The sequence below is a fragment of the Sphaerisporangium rubeum genome, from assembly GCF_014207705.1.
Taxonomy (GTDB): domain Bacteria; phylum Actinomycetota; class Actinomycetes; order Streptosporangiales; family Streptosporangiaceae; genus Sphaerisporangium; species Sphaerisporangium rubeum.
The window spans coordinates 4,841,156-4,860,504 of record NZ_JACHIU010000001.1 but is presented as its reverse complement, the minus strand read 5'-3'; the positions used below and the strand labels follow the sequence as shown (position 1 = coordinate 4,860,504).

Here is a 19,349-nt window from a genome sequence, read left to right as displayed (position 1 = left end):
TCGTATCAATGGGGCAATCGCCAAGAATGCGCACAAGTTCCTGCGCGGCCTGGTGAACCAGAGGGCCGGACCGTGCGTACGAACCGGGTGTACGACGGCGGGCCGCGCTCTCGTCACCTTACGTTTCCGCAGGCCGCCGCCGCCGAAAGCATCGTCGTGCCGTCGGGGACGACCCCGCGACGGCCCGCGCTCGGCATCACGGTATTACCAACAATCACGACATTTCGGGGAATGGAGCGCTGTGGAGCCGGTTTCTGTGGGCCTGGTCGGAGCGGGACCGTGGGCCGAGGCGGTACACGCACCCACATTGGCCAAAGGCCCGCACACCCGGCTCGCCGGGGTCTGGGCCCGCCGGCCGAGGTCCGCCGCCAGGCTCGGCGTCCCGGTCTACGAACGCGTCGAGGAGCTATTCGAGGTGTGCGAGGCGGTCGCCTTCTGCGTGCCACCCCACGTGCAGGCCGACCTCGCCGCGCGGGCCGCCAAGGCCGGCAAGGCGCTGCTGCTGGAGAAACCGCTGGCCGCCGACCTGGACGGCGCGCGCCGCCTCGCCGGCGCCATCGCCGAGGCCGGGGTGCCGAGCCAGATGGTGCTCACGTTCCGCTACTCACCGGCCACCCGCGCCTTCCTCGACCGGGTCCGCGCCATCGCGCCGTTCGGCGGCCACGCCGTCAACATCTCCGGCGCGCTGCACACCATCAAGTCGCCGTGGCGGCGCGAGCGCGGCGCCATCCTCGACCTCGGTCCTCACATGATCGACATGCTGGACGCCGCGCTCGGCCGCGTCGTGGCCGTCCGCGCGCACGGCCACCCCCTCGGCTGGACCGGCCTGCTGCTGGACCACGCGACCGGCGCGGTGAGCGAGGCGTCGCTGACCATGGCCGCCACCGTGGAGCGCGGCACCTCACGCGTCTCGGTCTACGGCCAGCACGGCAGCGAGACCCTGGACGGCGGCGACCTCGGCTACGACGTGTTCCCCGAGATGGCCGCCGACTTCGCCGCCACCGTACGCGAGCGGCGCCTGGACCACCCCCTGAACGCCGCGCACGGCCTCCACCTCCAGGAGGTGCTCGCCGCCGCCGAGGCCCAGCTCGTCTGACACGGGAAACCAGGCCGTTACCGGACCGGGCCTGGTGGATCCGCCGGGGATTGGTACGGTTCGGGTACGCGTGGCGCGCAGCGAAGTCCGGTGGAAGTCCGGCGCTGTCCCGCAACTGTGAGGCCCCCGAGGGCCGAGCCAGGTCGCCTGCACGCCGCGTGGACGCCGTCAACCCTCGTGGAAAAGGGTGATCCGTCACCCGGGTCCCTCTGCTCCGCGGCGATCAGGAGGAACCCTCGTGAGGCTGCTTCGCATGGCCGTGGCGGGCCTGGTGCTCGGACTGCCGGTGCTCGCCGGATGCGGGGCGAGCGACCCCGCCCCCGCCGCGTCGACCGCCGCTCCGGCCCCCGCTTCCCCCGCCGCCACGGCCGGCACGTTCCCGGTCACCGTCCAGGCCGGCAACGGCGCCGTCACCGTGGCGGCCCGGCCGTCCCGCGTCGTGTCGCTGTCGCCGAGCGCCACGGAGATGCTGTTCGCCGTCGGCGCCGGCCCGCAGGTCGTCGCGGTGGACGACCAGTCGACCTTCCCCGCCGAGGCGCCGAAGACCGACCTCTCCGGATACAAGCCCAACGCCGAGGCGATCATCGCGACCAAGCCCGACCTGGTGGTGCTCGCCAACGACACCGGCGGCATCGTCGCCGCGCTCGGCAAGGTCGGCGTGCCGGTGCTGCTCGAACCCGCCGCGGTGAAACTCGACGACAGCTACGACCAGATGACCGACCTCGGCGCCGCCACCGGCAACACCGCCAAGGCGCAGGAGGCCGTCACCGCGATGCGGCAGCGCATCGACACGCTCACCGCCGCCGCACCCAAGGACAAGAAGCTCACGTTCTACCACGAGCTCGACAGCACGCCGTACTCGGTGACGTCCACCACCTTCATCGGCCAGATCTACGGCCTGTTCGGCCTCGTCAACATCGCCGACGAGGCCCCCGACCCGGCCGGCGGCTACCCCAAGCTGTCCGGTGAGTTCGTGGTGAAGGCCGACCCCGACCTGGTCTTCCTCGCCGACACCAAGTGCTGCGGCCAGAACAAGGAGACCCTGGCCAAGCGGCCCGGCTGGGGTGGCCTGTCGGCCATCGCCAAGGACCAGGTCGTCCTGCTCGACGACGACATCGCGTCCCGCTGGGGACCGCGGGTGGCCGACCTCATCGAGACGGTCGGCGCGGCCGTCGCCAAGGCCGCGGCCTGAACCCGCGGCCCGCCTGGGTGCGGCCGGCCGGCTACCTCGCCGCGTCGGCCGCGCTGGTGGCGTGCCTGCTCGCCGGGCTCGTCGCCGGCGCGGCCGGCATCCCGGTCAAAGGGGTGCTGCTGGCGCTGCTCGACCGGCTGCCGCTGGTGTCGGCCGACCCCGGCCTGTCACCGGTGGAGTACGGCCTGCTGTTCCAGCTCCGGGTGCCGCGCGTGCTGCTCGCCGCGCTCGTCGGCGGCATGCTCGCCATGGCGGGGGCCGGGTACCAAGGGGTGTTCCGCAACCCGCTCGCCGACCCCTACCTGCTCGGCGCGGCGGCCGGGGCCGGGTTCACCGCCACCTTGATGATCGTGCTGGTCGACGTGGACGCGCTGGTGCCGCTCGCGGCGTTCGGCGGCGCGGCAGGCGGGGTGCTGCTCGCGTACGCGCTCGGCCGCACCGCCGGACGCGGCGGCGGCACGGCCACGCTGCTGCTCGCCGGGATCGCGGTCTCGTCGTTCCTGTCGGCGTTGCAGGCGTTCGCGCAGCAGATCAAGGTGGACCGGCTGCAACGCATCTACGCCTGGATCCTCGGCGGCATCGGCTCCGACTGGTCGCAGGTCCGCATGGTCCTGCCGTACGCCGCGGTGTCGGCCGCCGTGCTGCTCGCGCACGGCCGCGTGCTCGACGTGCTGTCCGTCGGCGACGACGAGGCCTCGGGACTCGGGGTGAACGCCGCACGGGCCCGCCTGGTGATCCTGTGCGCGGCGTCGCTGGCCACCGCGTCGGCCGTGGCCGTCGGCGGCCTCATCGGTTTCGTCGGCGTCGTCGTGCCGCACGCCGTGCGGCGCCTCGCCGGCGGCTCCTACCGCGTGGTGCTGCCGCTGTCCCTGCTGGCGGGAGCCGGGTTCCTCGTCCTCGCCGACCTGGTGGCCCGCACCGCGCTGGCCCCCGCCGAGCTGCCGATCGGCGTCGTCACCGCGTTCGTCGGCGCGCCGTTCTTCGTCGCCGTCCTGCGCGCCACCCGGACGGCCGACCCGTGACCGGCCGGAGCGGGGGAGTCGTCGTCACCGGCCTGTCCGCCGATCTGGACGGCCGGCCCGTGCTGTCCGGCGTCGGCCTCACCGCCGCGCCGGGGGAGTGGCTCGCCGTGATCGGCCCGAACGGCGCGGGGAAGACCACGCTGCTGCGCGCCATGAGCGGCCTGCTCGACGTGCGCGGCGACGTGCTCGTCGGCGGCACCGCCGTGCGCGGCCTGCCGGCCCGGCGGCGCGCCAGGCTCATGGCGTACGCGCCGCAGACCCCGCTGCTGCCGCCGGCCCTCACCGTGCGCGAGTACGCGCTGCTCGGCCGCACCCCCTACATCCCCTACCTCGGCAGGGAGAGCAGGCACGACCGGGACGTCACCTGGTCGGTCCTGGAACGCCTCGACCTCACCGGTCTCGCCACCCGGCCCCTCGGCCACCTGTCCGGCGGTGAACGTCAGCGTGTCGTCATCGCACGCGCGCTCGCGCAGCAGGCCCCGGTGCTCCTGCTCGACGAACCCACCACCGCGTTGGACCTCGGCCACCAGCAGCAGGTGCTCGAACTCCTCGACAGCCTGCGCCTGGCCGACGGCCTGACCGTCGTCACCACCCTGCACGACCTCGGCCTAGCGGCGCAGTACGCCGACACCCTCCTCCTGCTGGCCGACGGCCGTCCCGTCGCCGCGGGACCCCCCGGAGACGTGCTCACCGAACCCGTCCTGTCGCGGCACTTCGCCGCGCACGTCGCCGTCACCCCCGGCCGGGACGGCCGCCCCCAGGTCCACCTGGTGCGTCCCGGCGGCCGGTAGGATTCCCGGGCCCCGGCACGCGAGGAGAGCCGATGTTGTCGCTGAGTCACCGGCACGAGGACGGCGCGCGGCTGGCCTCGCTGCTGTGGCGGTTCGGCCCCGGCTGGCGCATGATCTCCTCGGCGGTCCTCGGCGGCGGCATCGGCCCCGGCGAGTGGGTGCTGAACGCGCAGGTCGACGCCGCCTACTCGCGCACCGACCCGGTGGAGCACCTGCGTCAGATGGCGCCGGCCGGTCCCGGTGTCGGCATGCTGACCGCGGCGTCCGTCGACCACCACACCCGTGCCGCCGACCACGGCGCCGAGGCCGTCGCCACCGTCGGCCTGCGCGTCCCCACCTGGGCCGCCGCGCCGGACGGCGCGCAGGACCCCGAGCCGCGTCCCCCGGCCCCTCGTCCCGGCACCGTCAACATCATCGTGGCCGTCCCCGTCGCGCTGAGCGACGCCGCGCTCGTCAACGCCGTCATGACCGTCACCGAGGCCAAGACCCAGGCCCTGCTCGACGCCGGCTACGCCTGCACCGGCACCGCCTCCGACGCCGTCTGCGTCGCCACCCCCGACCACGGCCCGGCCGAGCCGTTCGGCGGCCCGAGGTCGGTGTGGGGGGCCAGGATCGCGCGCGCCGTCCACCGTGCCGTCCTCGACGGCGCGCGCACCTGGGGCCGCTGGAACGCTAGGTGAAGGTCAGCGTGCCGAGCAGATGGTCGATGGCCGTGGCGTCGCACTTGGCCGGGGGACAGTAGAACGCGATCAGCGCCACCGGCTGGCCCTGGCCGCGGCCGACGATGTAGACCACCAGGTCGAGACGGCCCTGCTGAGCGGGGTCGTTGACGACGCCGGTGAGCTTGAACGCCGGACGGCCGCCGATGGTGGCGGTCGACGGCGCCGAGGCGAACTCGGCCGGCCCCGGCAGGACGAAGCTCAGGCTGCGGCGCAGCGACTCCGGCGAGTCGGACGTCGTGATGGTGTCGCTGACCCTGGCGAACACCCCGGTCGCCTGGCCGGGGGAACTCGCGAGGAGCTGGTTGACGGCCGACCAGTCCGAGGCGATGGGGACGGAGAACAACGCGTCGAACTGCTGCGCGGCCGGGGACACCACCACGTACTCGTCGGCGTGCGTGACCGCCGACCACGTCCCCGGGTACTCGAACGAGAACGGCGCGGCGGTCGTGCCGGGATACCGCTTGTCCGGGGCCGCCAGCGGGGACGTCCCCTGGCCGAACAGCAGCCAGGCGGCGACCGCCAGCGCCACGACGACCGCACCCGCGCCGGCGAGCACCCCGACCGGGGCCCCGCGCTTCTTGCGCGCCGGCTCCGCCCCGGGGTGCGTGAGCTGCGCGGGATCGCCGTGACCGTACCGCTCGTAACCGGGAGGCAGGGAGTGGCCGTCCTGGCCGGCCGGCAGGTACCCCCCCTGACCCGGCACGCTGTGACCGCCTGAGGCCGGCGGCGGGTACGACGAGGGGCCGGGGTGGTGGCCGTCCGGCGGGTTCCAGGAGGGACGGCCCTCCGGAGGTGTCCGCGCGGGCTGGTGCTCCACCGAGGGCCGCGGCACCGGGCCCTCGGCCGGCGGCCACGTGGTGCGGCCCCGCGGCGGGCTGTGCGCGTCGTCCTCGCCGCTGATCGCGTCGCGCAGCGCGGTCACGAACTCGCCGCAGGTGCCGAACCGCTCGCCGGGGGTCTTGGCGAGCGCGCGCGCCATGACGCGGTTCACCGCGTGCGGCAGGTCCTGCCGGTACGGCGTCAGCGGCGGCGGCTCGTGCGACACGTGCGCGTACAGCAGCGCCAGCTCGGTCTCCCGCTGGAACGGCGGCTGACCCGCCAGCGCCTCGTACACCACGCACGCGAACGCGTACAGGTCGCTGCGGCCGTCCACGGTGAGCCCGCGGATCTGCTCAGGCGCGACGTACCGCGGCGTCCCCATGAAATGACCGTGGCTGGTCAGCCCGGCCTCCGAGAACGTGCTCTTGGTCAGCCCGAAGTCGGTGAGGTAGATGTGCTCGGGGTCCCGCTCGGACCCCTCGGTCACCAGGATGTTCGCCGGTTTGACGTCGCGGTGCACCAGCCCGTTCTGGTGCGCCGCGTCCAGCGCCGAGGCGATCTGCGTGAACAGCCGGTACGCGCGGGCCACCGGCAGCGCGCCGGACGACTGGATCACGTCGCGCAGGTCGGACCCCTCGACGTACCGCATCGCGATGAACAGCAGGTCGTCGCGTTCCCCCGCCTCGTAGATCGGGATGATGTTGGGGTGGTCCACCGCCGCGACCAGCCGCGACTCCCGGACGAACCGGTCACGGAACCGGGGGTCCTGCGTGAGCTGCGGCGCGAGCACCTTGAGCGCGACGGCCCGGCCGAGCCTGCGGTCCCTGGCCCGGTACACCGTGGCCATGCCGCCTCGGCCGACCACGGCCTCCACGTCGTAGTCGCCGACCCGCGCGCCGGCCAGCGGCGGCATGGAGAACCCTTGCTCGCTCATCGCTCCACCGCGTGACCGCAGAACCCGCAGAACCGGTGCGCCTTGCCGAGCCGCATGCCGCACTGCGTGCAGAACTGCAGCTGACCGGACGGCCCCCCACCGGCGGACGCGTCACCGGACGCGCCTGCGGACGGCATGGGGGCACCGGCCGACCCTACCGCGGGCTGCGGCGCCGTCCCCGGCCCGTCGCCGTCACGAGAGTCGGCACCCGGCCTGCGGGCCCCCGCGACCCAGGTGTCGGCCGACCTGTCGGCCTCCGGCCCCGCGGCGCGGGCCCTCGGCCCCGACGTCTCGGGCCCGGACGGGGCCGGCCTCGTGTCCGGCGCGCCGGTGGCCGCCAGGGCCGGCGGCCCGGCGGGACGGGGGACCGGCGGGTGGGAACCCCCGCCGGCGGCGGGGAACTCGATGGTGCCGTGCGGCGGCCGGGTCGCGGCGGTGCTCACCGGTTCGAGCGGCGGCTGCGCCGTGGCGGCGCGGCGGCGCCTGCGGACGGTGAGAGGGACGGCGATCGCCACGATGACGGCGGCGAGGACCACCCCGGCCGCGCCGAGCGCCAACGGGGACCAGGTGACGCGGTCGGGTGCCGGGACACCGGCGGCCGCGGTGGATGTACGGGACGCCGACGGCGCGGCGCCGCGGTTGGCGCGCGCGAACCGCAGGTGGTCCTGCGCGACCGCGTGGTCGGGTCGCAGGCGCAGCACCTGCTCCAGCACCGGCACCGAGTTGGCGTAGAACTTGTTGTGGTAGGGGGCCAGGGCCGTCTCGTACACCACGTCCACCGGACCCCGGCGGGGGGTGACGCCGGCGGCGACCAGGGCCGTGCGGATGTCCTCCACGGGGGTCAGGGTCTGCGCCGTGCCGCCGCCACCGGCGAGCATGCCGATGACCTCGCTCTTGCCGTCGTCGATCACGGCGGCCCCCTGGCCGTCGTCGTCCAGGAAGTCGTCGAGCTTGCCGCGCTCGGCGGCCTTGAACGTGCGGCCCCCCGGCGGGTCGAGGTGCGCCGTCACGACCTTCGGCGGCGTCTTGGCGTTCGGCCGGACCGGCGTGCCGATCGCGTCCACCGACTCGATGCCGCTGCCGAGCGACGCGCCGAGCGGGACCGTCGGCAGGGTGGAGTCCTCGCCGCCTTTGGCCATCTTGAGCACGGCCGGAGCCCCGGCGGACGCGCCGGTGTGCAGCAGGTCGGCCGGGTAGCCCTCGGGGGCCGGCGGGTCGGCGAACGGGAACACGGTGACCTTGGTGGCGGCCGTGATGATGCAGGTGGAGTTGGCCCCCTGCGGCGGGTAGCAGGCCTGGAGCCGGCGGTTGAGGCCGGGGTCCTTGAGCTTGTGACGGGAGAAGTCGGCGGGGATGTTCACGTCGAAGTACTCGGCGAACGCGCGGTTGGCGGCGTACACCGCGGGGTCCTTGCCGGACTGCACGACACCGGTCGCGGTGACGACGACCCCGTCAGGCGCCACCACGAAACCGCTCCCGGAACCCACCGGGGTGTCGTACTCGCGGACCACCTGCTGGATGACCCCCCGGTCGTCGAGCAGGTTGATCGTCACGTGGGACCGGGCCTCGACCCGGACCGTTCCAGGCGTCACTCGGTCGGTCGAGCCGCTTGGGTGAGGGTGCACGCCGAGGGCGAGCGATCCAAGAGCGCCTAACCCCGCGACGAGATGGTACAGGCGGGGCATCTCCGCCTCCAATTCCCGATCAGTGTGTTACCAGCGTCGCAGCGGTACCGGCACTCGACAAGCCTCAACACGCTGCCGTCACGCAGTTGCAATCGGTCGTTGAGCGCGCTGCGATCGCCTCCCGGCGGCTCGGTCCCCGGGGCCGCGGCGCGTGGCGCGGACACCGGCCGTCGCCGCACCGGCCCGGCGCGACACGAGTTCCCGCTTCACCCACATCCCTGTGTATATTTTCCGTATAAATCGGTACGATGCCGGATATTTTCTGTACGAGGAGGGGTGGACGACGATGACGGCTTTCCCGCGGGTGCTGTTCGACGAAGCGCACAGCGAATCGTGGACGATCCGGCGCGAGGTCGCCGAGGCCATCAACCCCGCGCACCCCGACGACAACAGCTACGCGCGCGCCGCCGAAGTGCTGCGCGGCCTCGGCCACACCGTCACCGCGCACGCCGAGGGGCCCCTCACCCCGGCACTGCTCGCCGCCGCCGACGTGTTCGTCGTCGCGCACCCGGCCGGCACGCGCTGGGAGCGCACCACCGGCACCGGCAGCCCCGTGTTCCCCGCCGGGGAGATCGACACGATCGAGCGGTACGTCGCCGACGGCGGCGGCCTGCTCGTGCTGGCCGAGCACGAGCAGGACAAGTACGGCAACAACCTCGCCGAACTGCTCGCGAGGTTCGGCGTCGAGGTCGAGCACACCACCGTCCAGGACCCCGCCGCCTGCTACAACGGCGTCGCCGCCTGGGTGCTCGGCACCCCCGAGCTCGACGGCGCCGGCGAGGACCTCACCGCCGGCGCGCGCGAGGCCTGCTTCTACCGCGCCGGCGTGCTCACCGCGCCAGGCGACGCCACCGTCCTGTTCCGCACCTCACCCACCGCCGACCCCGCCGGCCGTCCGCTCGCCGTGGCGCTGCGGCACGGCCGCGGCCGGGTCGTGGTGTTCGCCGACTCCGACCTGTTCGGCGACGACTCCATCGGCGACCTGCGCCACACCCGCCTGTGGGGCAACGTCGTCACCTGGGCCGCGCGCGTCCCGGAGAGCGCCGCGGGCCGCCGCGACGACGACGCCGACTTCGCCGCGCTCGCCGCCGCCGTCGAGGACCTGCGTCCCCTGACCGCCAAGGACGGCTCCGTCGACGACACCGCCGCCGCCGCGCCGATCCTGGACCGTGTGCTCGCCGGCGTGGAGCGCCTCGCGCCGCGCTTCCCCCACGACGCCGCCTACCTCGCCGCCGTACAGGCCGACCTGCGCGAATGGCGGGACGGCGGCTTCGGCGTCCCCGACTTCCTCGACTCCCTGAACGCCTTCCACCCCGAGCGGCAGCGCGAGGACGGCCTGGAGCACCTGGTGGTGTTCCCCATGTACACCCAGAACGGCAACCCGTCCCGCCACCTGGAGGCGGTCTGGATCCGCACCGTGTGGCCGGACTGGCTGGCCGCGCTGGAACGGGACCGCTACGACAACCCGATGTTCGTGCCGATCGCCTTCTCCGGCTTCACCGCCGGGTACGACACCAACTCGGCCGTGCTGTTCCCCGAGACCGTCGCCGTGCGGGAGACCCCGCCGCGCTTCACCTGGGGTGCGATCTTCTGCGACCGCGAGGCCGCGCGGTTCCGCAGCGTGAGCCGCGCCGCCGCCGAGACGCTCAAGCTGGCGCTGCCGCCGGACGCCGCGCGCCTGCTCGACAGCCAGGACCTCGCGCAGGACACCTTCGTGCTGTGGGACCTCGTGCACGACCGCACCCACAGCCACGGCGACCTGCCGTTCGACCCCTTCATGATCAAGCAGCGCATGCCGTACTGGCTGTACTCCCTGGAGGAGCTGCGCTGCGACCTCACCGCCTTCGGCGAGGCGGTGAGGCTGGAGGCCGAAGGCGTGCCGCAGGCCCGCTACGTGCAGTACGCCATCCTGTTCGACCGGCTGTTCCGCTTCCCGATCACCGGCGAGCGGGTGCGCAACTACGACGGCCTCGGTGGCCAGCTCCTGTTCGCCTACCTGCACAGGAACGACGTGGTGCGCTGGACCGACAACCGCCTCAGCGTCGACTGGGACCGCGTGGCCCCCTGCGTGGCCGACCTGCGCGGCGAGGTCGAGAAGCTGTACCGCGACGGCATCGACCGCTCCAAACTGGCCCACTGGCTGGCCGCGCACCGCCTGGTCGCCGCGTACGTCGCGCCGCACCCGGCGTCGGTGTGGGCCCGCGGCGTCGAGGCGCTGCCGGTGGACGGCTTCCCCAAGGCCGTGGTGGACGCCGTGCTTCCCGACGAGTTCCCGCTGAGCATGTTCTACGAGGCCCTGCGCCGTAAGCTGGCCGCCGTGATCGAGGCGACGAAGGGAATCCGTCCATGAGCTCCGTGCCTTCCGAGAACCGGCCGCGTGTCGTCGTCGTCGCCGGGGCCGGCGGCCCCACCGGCCAGGCCGTCACCGGCCGTCTCGCGGCGCGCGGCGACATCGTGATCGGCGTCGGCCGGCACGCCGCCGACGGCGTCGAGGCGGTCGACCTGACCGACTTCGCCGCCGTGCGCGACCTCGCCGGCCGCGTCGAGCGCGAGCACGGCCACGTGGACGGCGTGGTGCACCTGGTGGGGGGCTGGCGCGGCTCCAAGACCTTCGCCGAGACCGACCTCGCCGACTGGGACGCGCTGCACACCCAGCTCATCCGCACCCTGCAGCACGTCACCCTGGCCTTCGAGCCGCTGCTGCGCGCCGGCGGCGACGGCCGGTTCGCCATCGTGTCCGCCACCGCCGCGCGCAGGCCGACCCAGGGTGGCGCCGTGTACGCCGCCGCCAAGGCCGCCGCCGAGGCGTGGACCCTGGCCCTGGCCGACTCCCTGCGCGACACCGGCTCCGCCGCCACCATCCTCGTGGTGAAGGCCCTGGTCAACGACGCCATGCGCGCCGCGAGCCCGGAGAAGACCTTCCCCGGCTACACCGACGTGACCGCGCTCGGCGACGCCGTCGCGAGCCTGTGGGACCGGCCGGCGAGCGAGGTCAACGGCGAACGATTGGACCTCACCACATGACCGACGCGCGACGACGGCACGACCCGCGGGTGCGCTGGTTCGCCAGCGACAACTACGCCGGGGCCCACCCCGAGATCCTCGAGGCCGTGGCCCTCGCCAACGGCGGTCACCAGCCCGCGTACGGCGAGGACGTCTACACCGAGGCCCTCGGCGACGTCTTCCGCCGCCACTTCGGCGACGACGCCGAGGTGTGGCCGGTGTTCAACGGCACCGGCGCCAACGTCGTCGCGCTGCGCGCCATGACCTCCCCCTGGGAGGCCGTGGTCTGCGCCTACTCCTCCCACCTCAACACCGACGAAGGCGGCGCACCCGAGCAGTCCGGCGGCATCAAGCTGCGCATGGTGACCACCCCGGACGGCAAGCTCACCCCCGAGCTGATCGACCAGGAGGCCTGGGGCTTCGGCGACGAGCACCGCGCGCAGCCGAGGGTCGTGTCGATCTCGCAGAGCACCGAGCTCGGCTCGCTGTACACCCCCGAGGAGATCGCCGCGGTCACCGCGCACGCGCACGGCCTCGGCATGGTCGTCCACCTCGACGGCTCGCGCCTCGCCAACGCCGCCGCGGCGCTCGACGTGCCGCTGCGGGCCCTCACCACCGACGCCGGCGTGGACGTGCTGTCGTTCGGCGGCACCAAGAGCGGCCTGATGTTCGGCGAGGCCGTCGTCGTGCTCAACCGCGACGCCGCGCGCGGCATGATCTACCTGCGCAAGAGCTCCATGCAGCTCGCCTCCAAGATGCGCTTCGTGTCGGCGCAGTTCGAGGCGCTGCTCGCCGGGGACCTGTGGCTGCGCAACGCGCGCCGGGCCAACGCCATGGCGGCCCTGCTCGCCGAGACCGTGCGCGCCATCCCCGGCGTCACCGTGACCCGTCCCGTGCAGGCCAACGCGGTGTTCGCCATGCTGCCGCGCGCCGTCGCCGACCGGGTACGCAAGCGGTTCCGGTTCTACACCTGGGACGAGGCCACCGGCGAGGTCCGCTGGATGACGTCCTTCGACACCACCGAGAGCGACATCGAGGCCTTCGCCGCCGCGATCACCGAGGAGATGGCCACCGGCTGAGCGCCGCCTACTCCGTCAGGATCGACGGGTACGGCTTGGCGCCGCGCGCCGTGAGCATCTCGGTCATGAGCTGGATCTCGCTGTCCTGCGTGTCCACGATGTGCTGCGCCATGGTGCGGACCTCGGGCCGGTTCGACAGCTTCAGCAGCGCCTTGGCCATGTCCACCCCGCCTTCGTGGTGGCGGATCATCAGCTGCAGGAAAAGAATCTCGCCGTCCTTGCCCTTGGTGGCCTTCAGGCGCTCCATCTCCTCGTCGCTCGCCATCCCCGGCATCCGCGGCACCCCGCCGGGGGACGGCGACGCCGCCGCGCCGTGTCCGCCGTGGCCGGCCATCCACGCCATCGGGGGGCGGTCACTGGCCTGGTTCAGGCCCCACTGCTGCAACCACCCGCCGAACATGCCGCGCTGCGCCGTCTGCGTGGTGATGATGTCGTACGCCAGGTTCCTGATCGGCTGGTCGTCGCTGTTGTCCCGCAGCGAGAACCCCATCTCGGCGGCCTGCGCGTGGTGCACCGCCATGTCGCGCGCGAAGCCCGCCTCCGGCGAGTCGTCCCCCGGCGGGCCCGCCGCGCGGGTGACGAACACGGTCACCACCGCGGTCAGCGCGCACGCCACGAGCACGACCAGAATCTGGCGGGTACGTGAAAGATTCATGGCTGAGTGAGTCCTGAGGCAGGGATGACAAGGGCGATAGACGCAAACCTTATTACTTACCCACTATCCTCCACGTAAGCCAGGCGGCTTGACAGAAAACGCAAACGTGACGCGGGCGGTGGAGGACCAGTATGGCCAAGGAGAGGACGCAGGCTCGGCGGGAGCAGCTCGCCAAGGTGCGCGCCGCGCAGAAGCGCAAGGAGCGGCGCGCGGCACTGCTCATGTGGGGTACGGGCGGCCTCATCATCGCGGTGCTGGTCGGTGTCGTCGGGTACTACGTGATCAACGAGCGGGCCAAGTCGTCCCTGGACGGCGTGACCACCTACAGCTACAAGGGTGCCGGTCACACGTCCGCCAAGGTGACCTACAAGGAGAACCCCCCGGTCGGCGGTGAGCACAACCCCACCTGGCAGCTCTGCAAGGTCTACGACGAGCCGGTCAACAACGAGAACGCCGTCCACTCCATGGAGCACGGCGCGGTGTGGATCACCTACCGGCCCGACCTGCCGAAGCCCCAGGTGGACAAGCTCAAGGCCCTCGTCACCACCGACTACATGGTGCTCAGCCCCTACCCCGGCCTGTCCGCGCCGGTCGTGGTCAGCTCGTGGAACCACCAGCTGAAGCTCAACAGCGCCGACGACCCGCGCCTGCCGAAGTACATCAGCAAGTACAAGCAGAACCCGTCCACCACACCGGAGTACGGCGCCACCTGTGGCGGCTCGGGCAGCACCGACCTGCCGGCCGCGCAGAACCCGCTGCCGGACAAGGCCGCCACCCCCGAGCCGAGCGCCAGCGGCACCGCTCCGGCCCCGGACCCCACCATGCCGTCCGACACCGCCGCGCCGAGCGCCACCCCGTCGTCCTGAGCCGCGCCGAGTCGCGCTGAGCCGTCCCTGACGCGGCGGCTCAGCGCAGCAGTTCCTCCGGATCGACCGCCTCGACGCCGTGCGCCTGGCCCACGGGGTGGTTGGTGAGCCGGCCCGCGTGCACGTTCAGCCCGTGGGCCAGCGCCGGATCGTCGGCCAGCGCCGCGCGCCACCCCTTGTCGGCGATGGCCGTGGCGTACGGCAGCGTGACGTTGGTCAGCGCGTACGTCGAGGTGTGCGGCACGGCCCCCGGCATGTTCGCCACGCAGTAGAACACCGAGCCGTGCACCTTGTACGTCGGGTGCGCGTGCGTCGTCGGCCGGGAGTCCTCGAACGCGCCACCCTGGTCGATCGAGATGTCCACGAGCACCGAGCCCGGCTTCATGCGGGACACCAGCTCGTTGGAGATCAGCTTCGGCGCCTTGGCGCCGGGCACCAGCACCGCGCCGATCACCAGGTCGGCGCCGAGCACCGCGCGCTCGATCTCGTAGGCGTTGGACGCCACCGTCCGCAGATGGCCCCGGTAGATCGTGTCGGCCTGCCGCAGCCGGTCGATGTTCTTGTCCAGGATCAGCACCTCGGCCTGCATGCCGAGCGCGACCACGGCGGCGTTCATGCCGGACACCCCGGCTCCGAGCACCACGACCTTCGCCGGGTACACCCCCGCCACCCCACCCATCAGCACCCCTCTGCCGCCACCCTGCCGCATCAGGTGATACGCGCCGACCTGCGGCGCGATCCGGCCCGCGACCTCCGACATGGGGGCCAGCAGGGGAAGCGCGCCGGTGGCCGTCTGCACGGTCTCGTACGCGATCCCGGTGACGCCGGACTCCAGCATCGCCATGGTGAGCTTGCGTGACGCGGCCAGATGCAGGTAGGTGAACAGCACCTGGCCCTCACGCATCAGGGAGTACTCCGACGAGATCGGCTCCTTGACCTTCAAGATCAGCTCGCCGTCGCGCCACACCTCCTCCGCCGAGTCGACGATGACGGCCCCCGCGCGCGCGAACTGCTCGTCCGGGATCGACGACCCCGTCCCCGCTCCCCGTTCCACCAGCACCTCGTGGCCGCGTGCCGTGAACTCGTGCGCACCGGCCGGGGTCAGCGCGACGCGGTACTCGTTGTCCTTGACCTCTCGGGGTACTCCGACCTTCATGTGGGAACTCCTCCGTCGCCCCTCGACCGGCGGGCCGCCTCCCGCGGGGGACCGCCGCGCACCGCAGGCGCCGACGTCCCCGGCGCCGGGGGGTGGAGGCGCCGGACGCTTGTCACCCTTGGGCCCCTTCCCCGAAAAACCCCCGCCAAGGACCATGCCACCAGGAATTACCCTCAGCAGACGGCAAAGCGTCCGGAGATCTTCCGCCATCCCCCTGCCTGGCGGCTGTTCAGGCGGTTAGCCCTGTCGCCGCACCTCTCGGATAGGCTCGTCGGAGCATCAAGCGGTCACAGGGGTGAGGATGCGTAACGATCAGGGGAACTACGGGCACACCGGCCCGCCAGGCGAACAGGCCGGGCAGCCGGCAGAGCCTGTCGAGTTCCCCACAGAAGTCCTCACCGGAAGGCCGCTGGAGCCCGACGAATGGCGCGCGCGTGAGGCGGACGCGTGGTCGCAGGACGCCGACGCCGGGCCGTGGCCCGCCACCAGGTCCGCGGGCCAGAGGCTGGACGACGGGCCGCTCACCGACCCGTCCGGTTTCACCTGGGGGTCCGCGGCGACGACCGGATGGCGGCACACCGAGCCGCCGCTGCCGCCGCAGGAGCCGCCGCTCAGCGAACCCGAGGAGCTCGCCGGACCCGGTGGCGCGGGGCCGGAGGAGCCAATGGGGCCCGAGGGCCCCGACGGCCCGGCGCCTGAGGGTGAGCCGGGTGGGCCCGCGGGGCCGCCGCGCGCCGCGCGGTCCACGACGATCGCGCTGGTGACGGCGCTGGTCGTCGTGGTGCTCGTGACAGGGGTGCTCGGCACGATCGCCGTACTGATGACCAGCCAGCCCGACGTGCCGCTCGGCGTGGCGCCGCCGCGCCGCCTGGCCACCACCATCCACTTCGCGCCGGTCACCGGCGTGCGGGCCGCCCCGTGCCCCGGCGCCGAGGCCGTGCTCGACGACACCTCCACCACCTGCTACCAGCTCGCCCCCGGCGTCACCGTCACCTCCGTGCTCAAGGTCGAGGCCGTCGCCGAGCGGGACGACAAGTACGCCGTCCGCGTCGTCCTGCCCCCCGAGAGCCGCGACCGTGTCTCCGACCTCACCCGCGACTCCCTGGACCAGCAGCTCGCCGTCGTCGTGTCCGACCGCGTCGTCGCCGCACCCCGGGTGGCCCAGCCCCTGACCGTGGACAGCCTGAGCATCTCGGGTTTCACCAAGGACCAGGCCGACTCCCTGGTGGGCCGCCTCCTCGGCACCGGCGCCGCCCCGGCCCCGAGCACCTGCCCCCCGACCGACCCGAACCAGGCCCAGCCGGGGGTCCCGAACGGCCAGAACCAGTCCGGTGTCCCCAACGGCCAGAACCAGCCAGGTGCGCCGACCTCGCAGGGCCAGCCAGGCGGGCCGTCGTCCCCGGGCCAGCCCGGCGGCCCGGTCCAGAACCAGCCCGGCGACCCCAACGCTCAAGGCCAGCCGGGGGGAGTTCCCACCTCCCAGGGCCAGCCGGGAGCCCCGACTCAGGGCCAGTCCGGCGTCCCCGACGGTCAAGGCCAGAACGCGCCGCTCAACCCCGGCGGCACGAGCACCTGCGCGCCGGCCGCGGACCCGAACACCGTCCCGAACCCGAACCCCGTGCCGTCCGCGAACCCGAACACGGTCCCGAACACGGGGCCGTCCGGCGGCCCCAGCGCGCCGGGAGGCACAGCCACCGGCGGTCCCACCTCGAACGGGGCCGGCGCCATGCCGCTGACCCCCCCGACCGGCTCGTCACCGGGAGGCCAGACCGGCGGCACCACGCCGGTGGCGCAGACCTCCCCGAGCCCGTCCGCGACCACGCCGCAGAGCACCGCCACCCGGAAACCCGACAAGCGGTTCGCCAGTTGCAAGCTGGCCAACGCCGCCGGGTACGGCCCCTACACCAAGGGTGTGCACCCCGAGTACCACTGGTACGTCGACGGCGACCAGGACGGCGTGGCCTGCGAGCGTGGCGACCTCACCTGACCGCGCCGGTGACCGCGCCGCCGGCCACGTCGCCGGCCGGCAGTGCGATGTCGGCCGGCCGCAGGGGGATCCTCGGCAGCGCGAGGCCGGTCGCGTCGCGCACGGCGGCGGCGATGGCGGGGGTCGAGGACAGCGTGGGGGGCTCGCCGGCGCCGCGCAGGCCGTACGGCGCGTCCGGGTCGGGGTTCTCCAGGATCGAGATGGTCATCGGCGGCATGTCGAGGACGGTGGGGATCAGGTAGTCGGTGAACGACGGGTTCAGCATGCGGCCGTCGCGCACCTGGATCTCCTCCATGAGCGCGAGGCCGAGCCCTTGCGCGGTGCCGCCGTGGATCTGTCCCTCCAGCGCGAGCGGGTTGAGAATCCTGCCGACGTCCTGCACGGCCGTCAGCTCCACGACCTTCACCAGGCCGAGGTCCACGTCCACGTCCACCACGGCGCGGTGCACGCACAGCGCGAGCTGCACGTGCGAGTCGCCTTGGCCCGTCACCGGGTCCATGGGGAAGGTCGGCCGGTGCCGGTACTCGCGGGTCTCCTCGACCGGCCCCGACGTCTCCAGGATCTCGGCCAGCGACGACTCGGGGTTCGCGGCACGCAGCGCGTCCAGCCGTTCGCGCACCGCGAGGCATGCCTCACGGACGGCCCCGCCGGTGACGTACGACTGCCGGGACGCCGACGTGGAACCCGCGGAGCCGACGGTCGTGTCGGCGGGGGCCACGGTGACCCGCTCGACGCCGAGCTCGGTGCGCGCGATCTGCGCCTGCACCATCACCAGGCCCTGACCCACCTCGGCGGCGGCGGTGTGCACGAGGACGTGCGGCTCGCCGCCGAGCAGCTCGATCCGCACCCGCGCCGTCGAGTGGTCGTCGAACCCCTCCGAGTAACAGATGTTCTTGATCCCGACGCCGTACCCGACGCCGCGCCGCACCCCTTCGCCGTGCGTGGTCTGCGCCACGCCGCCGGGCAGCGACCGCAGGTCCGAGCCGGCGCGCTCCGGCGGCATCGGTGTCGCGGCCAGTTCCTTGAGCATGCCGGCGAGCGGCGCCGGCGACTCGATGACCTGGCCGGTGGCCAGGCGCGACCCCTGCGCCACCGCGTTGCGCACCCGGACCTCCACCGGGTCGAGCCCGCACGCCTGCGCGACCCGGTCCATCTGCGACTCGTAGGCGTAGCACGCCTGCACCGCGCCGAACCCGCGCATCGCGCCGCACGGCGGGTTGTTGGTGTACACGCCGTACGCGTCGATCTCGACGTTGGCCACCTCGTACGGCCCCACGCCGAGCGAGGCGGCGTTGCCGACCACCGCGGGGGTGGACGAGCAGTAGGCCCCGCCGTCCAGCACGATCTCGGCCTTCACGTACACGAGCCGGCCGTCGGCGGTGGCGCCGTGCTCGTACCGCATGCGCGCCGGATGCCGGTGCACGTGGCCGTGGAACGACTCCTGCCGGCCATAAACGATCTTGACGGGCCGTCCGGTGCGCAGCGCCAGCAGGGACGCGTGCACCTGCATCGACAGGTCCTCGCGCGCGCCGAACGCGCCGCCGACCCCGGCGAGCGTCAGCCGCACCTTGTCCTGCGGCAGTCCGAGGCACGGCGCGATCTGCTCACGGTCCACGTGCAGCCACTGCGTGGCGACGAACAGGTCGACGCCGCCGTCCTCGGCCGGCACCGCGAGCCCCGACTCCGGCCCGAGGAACGCCTGGTCCTGCATGCCGACCTCGTACTCGCCGCGCACCACGACGTCGGCCTCGAACACCGACCCCACCCGCACCGGCTGGTACCGCACGACGTTGCCGCGCGGATGCACCTTGGGACAGTCCGCGTCGAACGCCGCACGGCGCGGGTCGGTGACCGGCTCGCGCTCCTCGTACTCCACGACGATCGCCGCCGCCGCGCGCCGCGCCGTCTCCGGGTGGTCGGCCGCCACGATCGCGACCGGCTCACCCTGGTAGCGCACCTGGTCGACGGCGAGCACCGGCTGGTCCTTGACGTCGAGGCCGTAGAACTTCTCACCCGGCACGTCCTCGTGGGTCAGCACGGCGTGCACCCCCGGCATGGCCAGCGCCGGTCCGACGTCGATCGACCTGATCCACGCCGACGGGTGCGGGCTGCGCAGGGTGGCACCCCACAGCATGCCGGTGAGGTACAGGTCGGAGGAGTAGGCGAACTCGCCGGTGACCTTCAGGGTGCCGTCGGGCCGAGGCGCGCTGGCCCCCACGCCGAGGCCCGCCGGCGCCGTCCGGCTCTGACCGCTCGTGGTATGGCTCACTCCGGCAGTACATCAAGGCCCCGATGAGGCGGCCAATGGACACGACCGCGAAACGCCGCCGCCGGCCGCCGCG

General features: G+C 73.3%; 15 protein-coding genes and 1 riboswitch. Of the genes, 10 read left to right on the top strand and 5 right to left on the bottom strand.

Going from position 1 to position 19,349, the window contains the following annotated elements:
- Positions 1–241 precede the first annotated feature (241 nt).
- The 5 genes from BJ992_RS20905 to BJ992_RS20885 all read left to right on the top strand — a co-directional run bounded on the left by BJ992_RS20905 (position 242) and on the right by BJ992_RS20885 (position 4,781).
- Positions 242–1,096, top strand: coding sequence for a Gfo/Idh/MocA family oxidoreductase (locus BJ992_RS20905; RefSeq protein WP_184983565.1), 855 nt, complete (start codon positions 242–244; stop codon positions 1,094–1,096).
- A gap of 54 nt (positions 1,097–1,150) precedes the next feature.
- Positions 1,151–1,291: riboswitch (adenosylcobalamin (AdoCbl) riboswitch) on the top strand.
- A gap of 43 nt (positions 1,292–1,334) precedes the next feature.
- The gene (locus tag BJ992_RS20900) at positions 1,335–2,288 is read left to right on the top strand and encodes a helical backbone metal receptor (RefSeq protein WP_184983563.1); all 954 of its coding nucleotides are present in this window, start codon (positions 1,335–1,337) and stop codon (positions 2,286–2,288) included.
- 17 nt (positions 2,289–2,305) lie between these two features.
- Positions 2,306–3,310, top strand: coding sequence for a FecCD family ABC transporter permease (locus BJ992_RS20895; protein ID WP_343072785.1), 1,005 nt, complete (start codon positions 2,306–2,308; stop codon positions 3,308–3,310).
- A complete protein-coding gene (locus BJ992_RS20890) occupies positions 3,307–4,101 on the top strand; it encodes an ATP-binding cassette domain-containing protein (protein WP_184983561.1) in 795 nt (264 codons plus the stop codon). Before BJ992_RS20895 ends, BJ992_RS20890 begins: the two co-directional genes overlap by 4 nt.
- Before the next feature lie 32 nt (positions 4,102–4,133).
- Positions 4,134–4,781, top strand: coding sequence for an adenosylcobinamide amidohydrolase (locus BJ992_RS20885; RefSeq protein ID WP_184983559.1), 648 nt, complete (start codon positions 4,134–4,136; stop codon positions 4,779–4,781).
- Here the strand turns inward: BJ992_RS20885 and BJ992_RS20880 are convergent.
- Positions 4,774–6,576 carry a serine/threonine-protein kinase gene (locus tag BJ992_RS20880; RefSeq protein WP_184983557.1) on the bottom strand — a complete coding sequence of 601 codons (1,803 nt, stop codon included), beginning with the start codon at positions 6,574–6,576 and terminating at the stop codon, positions 4,774–4,776. The genes BJ992_RS20885 and BJ992_RS20880 overlap by 8 nt on opposite strands.
- A complete protein-coding gene (locus BJ992_RS20875; protein ID WP_184983555.1) occupies positions 6,573–8,129 on the bottom strand; it encodes a zinc ribbon domain-containing protein in 1,557 nt (518 codons plus the stop codon). Before BJ992_RS20875 ends, BJ992_RS20880 begins: the two co-directional genes overlap by 4 nt.
- A gap of 418 nt (positions 8,130–8,547) precedes the next feature.
- Here BJ992_RS20875 and BJ992_RS20870 point away from each other — a divergent pair, with 418 nt between their 5' ends.
- From BJ992_RS20870 to BJ992_RS20860, 3 genes are read left to right on the top strand one after another with little or no spacing between them, the layout of a single operon-like run.
- Complete coding sequence (locus BJ992_RS20870) at positions 8,548–10,611, top strand: DUF6421 family protein (protein WP_184983553.1); 2,064 nt, start codon at positions 8,548–8,550, stop codon at positions 10,609–10,611.
- Positions 10,608–11,285: an SDR family oxidoreductase gene (locus tag BJ992_RS20865; protein WP_184983551.1), complete on the top strand. Its 678-nt coding sequence runs from the start codon at positions 10,608–10,610 to the stop codon at positions 11,283–11,285. Before BJ992_RS20870 ends, BJ992_RS20865 begins: the two co-directional genes overlap by 4 nt.
- Positions 11,282–12,343, top strand: a complete 1,062-nt coding sequence (locus BJ992_RS20860; protein WP_184983549.1) for a threonine aldolase family protein — start codon at positions 11,282–11,284, stop codon at positions 12,341–12,343. Before BJ992_RS20865 ends, BJ992_RS20860 begins: the two co-directional genes overlap by 4 nt.
- 7 nt (positions 12,344–12,350) lie before the next feature.
- Here the strand turns inward: BJ992_RS20860 and BJ992_RS20855 are convergent, their stop codons facing one another.
- Positions 12,351–12,998 carry a DUF305 domain-containing protein gene (locus BJ992_RS20855; RefSeq protein WP_184983547.1) on the bottom strand — a complete coding sequence of 216 codons (648 nt, stop codon included), beginning with the start codon at positions 12,996–12,998 and terminating at the stop codon, positions 12,351–12,353.
- Between the two features lie 131 nt (positions 12,999–13,129).
- Between BJ992_RS20855 and BJ992_RS20850 the strand changes: the two genes are divergently transcribed.
- Entirely contained in the window at positions 13,130–13,864 is a 735-nt protein-coding gene (locus BJ992_RS20850) for a thioredoxin-like domain-containing protein (RefSeq protein WP_184983546.1), read from the top strand.
- 40 nt (positions 13,865–13,904) lie between these two features.
- Here the strand turns inward: BJ992_RS20850 and ald are convergent, their stop codons facing one another.
- The gene (gene ald / locus BJ992_RS20845; protein ID WP_184983544.1) at positions 13,905–15,020 is read right to left on the bottom strand and encodes an alanine dehydrogenase; all 1,116 of its coding nucleotides are present in this window, start codon (positions 15,018–15,020) and stop codon (positions 13,905–13,907) included.
- Between the two features lie 301 nt (positions 15,021–15,321).
- Between ald and BJ992_RS20840 the strand changes: the two genes are divergently transcribed.
- Positions 15,322–17,007 carry an excalibur calcium-binding domain-containing protein gene (locus tag BJ992_RS20840; protein WP_184983542.1) on the top strand — a complete coding sequence of 562 codons (1,686 nt, stop codon included), beginning with the start codon at positions 15,322–15,324 and terminating at the stop codon, positions 17,005–17,007.
- On the opposite strand, the gene BJ992_RS20835 is transcribed toward BJ992_RS20840, so the two are convergent.
- Positions 17,000–19,276 carry a molybdopterin cofactor-binding domain-containing protein gene (locus tag BJ992_RS20835; RefSeq protein ID WP_184983540.1) on the bottom strand — a complete coding sequence of 759 codons (2,277 nt, stop codon included), beginning with the start codon at positions 19,274–19,276 and terminating at the stop codon, positions 17,000–17,002. The genes BJ992_RS20840 and BJ992_RS20835 overlap by 8 nt on opposite strands.
- Between the last annotated feature and the right edge of the window lie 73 nt (positions 19,277–19,349).

Coding starts and splice junctions, on each gene's coding strand:
- BJ992_RS20885 (WP_184983559.1), top strand. CDS start 4,134: ATGTTGTCGCTGAGTCACCGGCACGAGGACGGCGCGCGGCTGGCCTCG.
- BJ992_RS20880 (WP_184983557.1), bottom strand. CDS start 6,576: ATGAGCGAGCAAGGGTTCTCCATGCCGCCGCTGGCCGGCGCGCGGGTC.
- BJ992_RS20870 (WP_184983553.1), top strand. CDS start 8,548: ATGACGGCTTTCCCGCGGGTGCTGTTCGACGAAGCGCACAGCGAATCG.
- BJ992_RS20865 (WP_184983551.1), top strand. CDS start 10,608: ATGAGCTCCGTGCCTTCCGAGAACCGGCCGCGTGTCGTCGTCGTCGCC.
- BJ992_RS20860 (WP_184983549.1), top strand. CDS start 11,282: ATGACCGACGCGCGACGACGGCACGACCCGCGGGTGCGCTGGTTCGCC.
- BJ992_RS20855 (WP_184983547.1), bottom strand. CDS start 12,998: ATGAATCTTTCACGTACCCGCCAGATTCTGGTCGTGCTCGTGGCGTGC.
- BJ992_RS20850 (WP_184983546.1), top strand. CDS start 13,130: ATGGCCAAGGAGAGGACGCAGGCTCGGCGGGAGCAGCTCGCCAAGGTG.
- ald (WP_184983544.1), bottom strand. CDS start 15,020: ATGAAGGTCGGAGTACCCCGAGAGGTCAAGGACAACGAGTACCGCGTC.
- BJ992_RS20840 (WP_184983542.1), top strand. CDS start 15,322: ATGCGTAACGATCAGGGGAACTACGGGCACACCGGCCCGCCAGGCGAA.